General features: G+C 71.9%; 5 protein-coding genes and 1 tRNA gene. 3 read left to right on the top strand and 3 right to left on the bottom strand.

Annotation, left to right across the window (positions count from 1 at the left end):
• The 3 genes from glmU to NQ160_RS24740 all read right to left on the bottom strand — a co-directional run.
• The coding region (gene glmU / locus NQ160_RS14975; RefSeq protein ID WP_257515994.1) for a bifunctional UDP-N-acetylglucosamine diphosphorylase/glucosamine-1-phosphate N-acetyltransferase GlmU at positions 1-1319 on the bottom strand (1319 nt) is incomplete at its 3' end.
• Between the two features lies 1 nt (position 1320).
• Positions 1321-1392, bottom strand: a tRNA-Gln gene (locus NQ160_RS14970).
• Between the two features lie 44 nt (positions 1393-1436).
• Entirely contained in the window at positions 1437-5009 is a 3573-nt protein-coding gene (locus NQ160_RS24740; protein WP_306853458.1) for a glycosyl hydrolase 53 family protein, read from the bottom strand.
• 160 nt (positions 5010-5169) lie between these two features.
• On the opposite strand from NQ160_RS24740, the gene NQ160_RS14955 reads away from it, so the two are divergent.
• The 3 genes from NQ160_RS14955 to NQ160_RS14945 all read left to right on the top strand — a co-directional run.
• Positions 5170-5667, top strand: coding sequence for a MarR family winged helix-turn-helix transcriptional regulator (locus tag NQ160_RS14955; RefSeq protein ID WP_257515993.1), 498 nt, complete (start codon positions 5170-5172; stop codon positions 5665-5667).
• A 20-nt stretch (positions 5668-5687) separates the two neighbouring features.
• The gene (locus NQ160_RS14950; protein ID WP_257515992.1) at positions 5688-6638 is read left to right on the top strand and encodes a pseudouridine synthase; all 951 of its coding nucleotides are present in this window, start codon (positions 5688-5690) and stop codon (positions 6636-6638) included.
• A gap of 62 nt (positions 6639-6700) precedes the next feature.
• The coding region (locus NQ160_RS14945; RefSeq protein ID WP_257515991.1) for an ATP-binding cassette domain-containing protein at positions 6701-7239 on the top strand (539 nt) is incomplete at its 3' end.

Genomic DNA, 7239 nt, shown 5'->3' with positions numbered 1-7239 from the left:
GCGCCGGCGGGGACATCCTTGCGGATGACGGCACCCGCACCGGTTTTCGCGCCATCTCCGATCCTAACCGGCGCGACGAAGACGTTGTGCGAGCCGGTGTGCACTTCGTCGCCGATTTCTGTGCGGTGCTTGGCGATGTCGTCGTAGTTCGCCGTGATCGCACCGGCGCCGAGGTTCACCCCGCTGCCGATGGTCGTGTCGCCGATGTACGACAGGTGCGGCACCTTGCTGCCTTCGCCGATCGTGGAGTTCTTGGTCTCGACGAACGTGCCGATCTTGCCGCGGTCTCCGAGGTACGTGCCGGGCCGCAGGTACGCGAACGGGCCCACCGTCGCGCCCGCACCGATGACGGCGAGGGTCGCGTCGCTGCGGCTGATCGTGGCATCCTCCCCCACTTCGCAGTCCACCAGGCTCGTGTCGGGTCCGATGACCGCGCCGGAGGCCACGGACGTGGCACGCAGGATGTGCGAGCCGGGGAGCACGGTCACGTCGGGGGCGAGGGTCGCGGTGACGTCGATCCAGGTCGTGGCGGGGTCGAGGATCGTCGCCCCCTCGAGCTGCCAGCGCCGCACGACACGGGCATTGAGCGTGCGTGCGGCGTCGGCGAGCTGCACGCGATCGTTGACGCCGAGGGCGCTGGCGGCGTCGGGGGCGGTGACGGCGGCCACGGGCGCGTCGTCGGCGCGGAGAAGCCCGATGACGTCGGTGAGGTACATCTCGCCCTGGGCGTTGTCGGTGCCCACCCGCACCAGCTGCGCGCGCAGCGCGTCGGCGCGGAACACGTAGACGCCGGCGTTGATCTCGGTGACGGCGGCCTCGGCGTCGCTGGCATCCTTCTGCTCGACGATGCGCGCGACGGCGCCGGTCGAATCCCGGATCACCCGGCCGTAGCCGGTGGCGTCGTCGAGCACGGCGGTCAGCAACGTGGCCGCGGCGTGGGAGGCCCGGTGCACCTCGACCAGGTGCGCCAGGGTTTCGGCTTCGAGCAGCGGCACGTCGGCCGAGAGCACCAGCACGTCGCCGGTGAAGCCGTCGAGCCGGTCGAGGGCCACCTGCACGGCCCGCCCGGTGCCGGGCACGTCGTCCTGGTCGACGATGTGCACGTCGGGGCCGATGCCGGCCACGGCGTCGGCCACCTGGTCGCGCTCATGACGCACGACGACGAGCACCTGTGCCGGGCCGAGGTCGCGGGCGATGTCCAGCACGTGCCCGATCAGCGGACGCCCGCCGATGCGGTGCAGCACCTTCGGAAGCTTCGACTTCATGCGGGTGCCCTGGCCCGCGGCGAGCACGATGACGGCGAGTGCGTTGTCTGTCATGCTCCGCCGCCAGGATTCGAACCTGGGCCTAACAGCTCCAAAGGCTGTCGTGCTGCCGTTACACCACGGCGGACCGTCGTCCCGCAGGACGACGTGACAAGTCTGCCAGAGGCCCGGTCAGCGGGTGACCGTCACCGCCAGGGTCCTGCTCGAGGTCGTGCCAGCGGCATTGACGAATTCGACCCGGTACAGGTGCGTGCCCCGTGCGGCACCCGCCACCTCCAGCCGCGCGCTCTGCGACCACGGTGTGCGCGGTTCGAGCGTCCCCTCCGCCACGAGGGCACCGTCGGCGAAGAACCGGTAGCCCGTCGAGTTGGTCCCCCACCACATGTCGGCGGTCACGGTGTAGCGCCCATCTCGATCCCAGTTGTCGTGCCGCAGCACCGGGGTGCCCGGCGACGCGTCGGTCACCGTGACGGTCACCGACCGCGTCGCGGTGACGCCCGAGGCGTTGACGATCTCGCCCGTGTAGACGTACCTGCCGTCGCGGCGGCTGGTGATCGGCACTGCCGCCGTCTGCGCGGCGGTGCCGCCGTAGACGAGGGGCTGCACGGCGACGAGCGCACCGTTCTCGTACAGCCGGAACGACGAGCCGTTGACACCCCACCACAGGTTCATGCGCACGGTGTAGTCGCCGTCGCGCAGGCCGTTGTCCCACCCGTTGTCGTGCGACAGCGTGCCGACGGCAGGGGCGGATGTCGACGCGTCGGCGTCGCGGCGCACCAGCAGCGACGTCGCCTCGGCCAGCTGCACCCGCGCAGCGGCGACCGCCTCGGGAGTCGGCCACTGCGCGGCCACCACGACATCGGCGACCGCGACGGCTTCGGCCAGCGCCTCCCACGAGGCGGCGGTGTGCGCGCCGGGGTCGAGCACCCGCGCGCCGGCGATGTCGGCCGCAAGACCCGACGTGTCGGTCCGCTCCCCCGCACGCACCAGCCGCAGGTCGTCCACGGTGCCCCACGCACCCGCGGTCAGCGCGCCACGGATGCCGACGGTGAGCGTCTCACCCTCGGCCACGGTGAACGGCGCGGTCGTCGCCGTTGCGAACGCCTGCCAGCCGTCCAGCGCCAGCGGCGCGGCCTGCATGCCGGACGCGGTGACGGCGGTGACTTCCAGCACGTCGCCGGGTGCCTCGCCGTCGCCCTGCGCGGTCGCCGAGAGGGCGTAGGTGCCTGGCGCGATGCCGTCGATCTGCTGCGTCACCTCGAACCCGTACGCGGCGTCGTTCCAGAAGCTCACCGCTCGCGTGCCGTTCGCGGCATCCGCGGTATCGGCGATCGCGGCCCCCGTCCCCGAGACGGTCCACGCCGACCCGTCGCCCTCGAACCCGCCGTCGAGCACCCAGGCGCGCTCGGTGACGGTGATGAGGGCGACGGCAGCGGCACCCTCCGCCGCGCCCGGCACGGTGTAGACGCCGGGCCCGGCGATCCACCGCACGGCGTCGGACCACGTCACGGGTACCTCGTCGACGATGCCGTTCCAGGCGGTGCGACGCACGGTGGCGGGCAGCGTGATCTCCGCGCCCTCCTCGATGGTCACCTCGACCGGGGACACGACGGCAGCCGGCACTGCTCCCACCGGCTCGAGGGCAGCGAGCGCGTCTTCGACCAGGGCCAGTGCGTCGGCGACCTGCGCGGCGGTCGGTGCCACGGCGCCCCGCACGACCTCAGCGATCTCGAGGGCGGCATCCAGCCCTGCCAGCGACTGCGGGGTGGCCACCGCGCGGTCGACGGCCGCGGCACGGGCCACAGCGTCATCGAGCGCGGCGGTGTCCGCGCCGGCTTCGGCGGCCGCGGCCAGCACGAGGTCGTCGAGGGTCCCCCAGGCGCCGCCAGCAAGGTCGGCGCGCACCGTAACGGTGAGGGTCTCGCCCTCGGCGATCGTGACGACGGACGTCGTCGGCTCGGACCAGACACGCCAGCCCGAGAGGGCGAACGGCTCCTCCGCGGCATCCCCTGCCGAAGACGAGAGCTGCAGCGTGACGCCTCCGCTGCCCTCCCCGTCGCCCTGGAGCGCGCCCGAGGCGGTGTAGTCCCCCGCCGGCAGACCGGAGACGGACTGCGAGAGGGTGAAGCCGTAGGCATCCGCCGCGTAGAAGTGTCCCGAGCGGGTGCCGCTGCGGGGATCGTCGGACGCACGGAGCGTGAGCGCCCCGGAGCTCTGCCACATCGACAGGTCGGCGTCTTCGAACCCGGGGTTGCGCAGGTGATTGACCGCCTGCACGGTGACCGTGGCCACCGTGGCGTGCCCGGACGCGGTGACGCCGCTCACGCGGTACACGCCGGGTCCGGTGATCCAGTCCGCGGCATCCGACCACGTCACGGGATCCTGCTCGACGGACCCGTCGTTGTAGGTGACCGCCACCGCGTCCGGCAGGGCGAGGTCATCGCCGTCCTGGCGCGTGATCATCGGCTGCTCGACAGAGCTGACCTCTCGCGGAGCGGTGGCGCCGGTGCGCGCGTAGCGGAACGTCTGCAGCGATTCCAGGGGCGTGCCGTCGAAGGCGAAGAGGGCCTGGTTGTCCCACGCCGAGCCGCCGTACCACTGGCCCGCGTCGTCGGGGTCGTACTCGCCCGCGGCACTGGTGGCCCACCCAGAGCCGAACCTCTCCCACAGCTCGCGGTTGCGCTCGAGCTGCGACGGCGGCCCCACCGGCAGCCAGGCCGGCTCCCAGTAGAAGACGCCGATGCCGGCATCGCCGACGTCGACCACGGCCTGGATGACGTCGCGCAGTGCGGTGGCCTGCCCCTGCACGCTCACCGGGTAGGCGGTCGCCTCGGAGGGCAGATCGATCACGTTGCCGTGACCGTCGCCGTCTTCGAGCGTGTACGCCCAGGACGTCTCGGCCACCATGACCTGCTTGCCATGCGTGTCGGCGACGTCTCGCAGCACCGTGGTGAGGTTGTCGAGCGTGCCGTGCCAGAACGGGTAGTACGACGAGGCGAACACGTCGTAGTCGACGCCGCGGTCGGCCAGTTCCCTGGCGTAGCCGGCATAGCGGCCGGCGGTCTCGGGGTTGGTGAAGTGCACGACCACCTTCGCGTCGGGAACGGCGGAGCGCACAGCGGCGGAGCCGGCGGAGAACACCTGCGCCATGCCGTCCCAGCCGGTGAGGCCCGCCACGGCCCCGTTGGTTTCGTTCCCGATCTGCACCATGCGGACGTCGACGCCCGCGGCGACGAAGTCGGCGAGCGCCTCGGCCGTGAACTCGCCGACGGCGTCGGCGGTCTGCTCGGCGGTGAAGCCCTCCCACGCCTTGGGAGCGTGCTGCTTGGCAGGGTCGGCCCAGAAGTCGGAGTAGTGGAAGTCGACCAGGACACCGAGGCCGGCCGCCGTGGCACGCTCCCCGATCTCGACCGCGCGGGCGACATCGTTGTCGCCGCCGCCGTACCCGTTGCCGGCTGCATCGAACGGGTCGTTCCACACGCGCACGCGCACGTCGGTGATGCCCGCGTCGGCGAGCACGTCGAAGAGGTCGGCCGGCGCACCGGCGGTGTCGCGGAAGACCACGCCCGATTGCTCGAGCGCGATCGCCGAGGAGACATCGGCGCCGGCGATGAAGTCCGCCGGCATCCCCTCGACCTTGGGCACCACGATCCCCGCTTCGACCGGACCGTCGTCGGCGGCGGCGGGAAGGGCGACGCCGCTCGCCACCAGCACGAGCGCCGCGGCCGCCGCTGCGCCGCGCATCCACCTGTTCGACCCGCGTGCGCGCACGACTGCTCCGATCTCCGTTGACGGATGACTTTCTGTGACCGGTCACAGTCTTCGCCGCCTGCAGAGGGACTGCCAAGAGGGTGGTGGTCGTCGTTACCGAACCGTGATCGAGGGCGGGGCCGATAATGGGGGGATGGCTCAGCAGACGGACGAGGTCGACCGCATCGTCGGCGCGTGGATGACCCAGCGCCCCGATCTCGACTTCTCCCCGCTGGAAGTGCTCTCGCGGGTCGACCGGCTCTCCCGCCACCTCGACCGGGCACGGCGCGACGCCTTCCGCCGCAGCGAGCTGGAGCCCTGGGAGTGGGACGTGCTGTCGGCACTGCGCCGGGCGGGCGAGCCGTTCCAGCTCAGCCCCAAGCAGCTGCTGCAGCAGACGCTCGTCTCGAGCGGCACGATGACCAACCGCATCGACCGCCTCGTCGCGCGCCGGCTGGTGCGTCGCGAAGCGGACCCTGTCGACGGACGCAGCGTGCTGGTGACCCTCGCCGGCGATGGAAAGACGCGCGTGGATGCCGCGATCACGCGGCTCGTCGACGCTGAGGCGACCCTGCTGGCGTCGCTGTCGCGCAGTGACCGGGAGCGGCTGGCATCCCTGCTGCGCAAGCTGAGCCTCAGCTTCGACGCCTGAGCGTCTGGGACGATGGGAGCATGCCCGTCTCCCCTCGTTCCGTGCGTGACGGCGTCGGTGCGACCCGTCTGCGTGTGCCCACCACGGGCCCGTGGGCGACGATCGCCGACTACGTGCTGGAACGCTTCGAGCACATCGACAGGCAGGTGCTGCACGACCGCATCGACCGCGGCGACGTCGTCGACGCGCAGGGCGTGGCGGTGCGCAGGGACACTCCGCTCGGGACGACGGAGTTCATCTGGTACCACCGTGAGCCGCCTGCGGTCGAGCGCACCGTGCCGTTCGACGAGGAGATCCTGCACATCGACGACGACCTCGTCGTGATCGACAAGCCGCACTTCCTTCCCACGACACCCGGCGGGCGCTTCTTGAACCACACCGCTCTGGTGCGCATGCGGCGGCGGCTGGACAACCCCGACCTCGTGCCCATCCACCGGCTGGACCGCGCCACCGCGGGGGTGCTGATGTTCTCGGCCCGCCCCGCCACCCGTGGCGCCTACCAGTCGATGTTCGAGCGCCGCGAGGTGCAGAAGGTCTACGAGGCGGTCTCGGCCCTGCCCCCGGGAGGGCTGCCTGCCTTTCCGCTGGTCCACCGCAGCCACATCGAGAAGTTCCGAGACAACCTCTGTGTGCAGACCCGGCCCGACCGCGAACCGAACGCGGAGACGCTCATCGAACTCGTGGGCACGGGAACGAGCACCGGCGGCCACGCCGGACTCGAGGTCGTCCACACCCGGCTGCGCCCGCGCACCGGGCGCATGCACCAGCTGCGCGTGCACCTGGCACAGCTCGGTCTCGGCATCCTCGGCGATCGCTACTACCCGGAGCTCCTCCCCGAGACGCCGCAGGACGACCCCGACCGCCCGATGCAGCTGCTGGCGACCCACCTGCGGTTCACCGACCCACTGACCGGACAGCCGCGGGCCTTCACCACCCGTCGCCGGCTCGCCGACGCCCCGCCGCGGGGCTGAGCCGGCCGCGTGACGGCACCGCGGGCGGAGTCCCCAGCCGCGCCGCCTACGCTGGAGGGAACATGGCGCATCTTCTCGGGGCCGAAGCCCTGCATCTCGAATACCCCACCCGTGTCGTCTTCGACGGCGTCTCGATCGGCGTCGATGAGGGCGACCGCATCGGCATCGTCGGCCGCAACGGCGACGGCAAGTCCAGCCTCATGGCGATGCTCGCCGGCCGCGTCATCCCCGACTCCGGGCGTGTGACGGTACGTGGCGGCGTGACCGTCGGCGTGCTCGACCAGGCCGACACCCTCCCCGACGACATCACCGTGGGCGAGGCCATCGTGGGCGACCGCATCGAGCACGAGTGGGCGGGCGACCCGCTCACCCGCGACGTCGTCGCCGGCCTCGCGTCGGACCTGCCGTGGGATGCCGCCGTCGGCACCCTCTCGGGCGGTCAGCGCCGCCGCGTCGCGATCGCGCGCCTGCTGACCGGCGACTGGGACGTGCTCATGCTCGATGAGCCGACGAACCACCTCGACGTCGAGGGCATCTCATGGCTGGCCGAGCACCTGAAGCGCCGCTGGTCGGCGTCGTCGGGGGCCCTCCTCGTCGTCAC

Source organism: Microbacterium sp. zg.Y909 (assembly GCF_024626565.1).
This window is presented reverse-complemented; position numbering and strand designations above follow the sequence as displayed.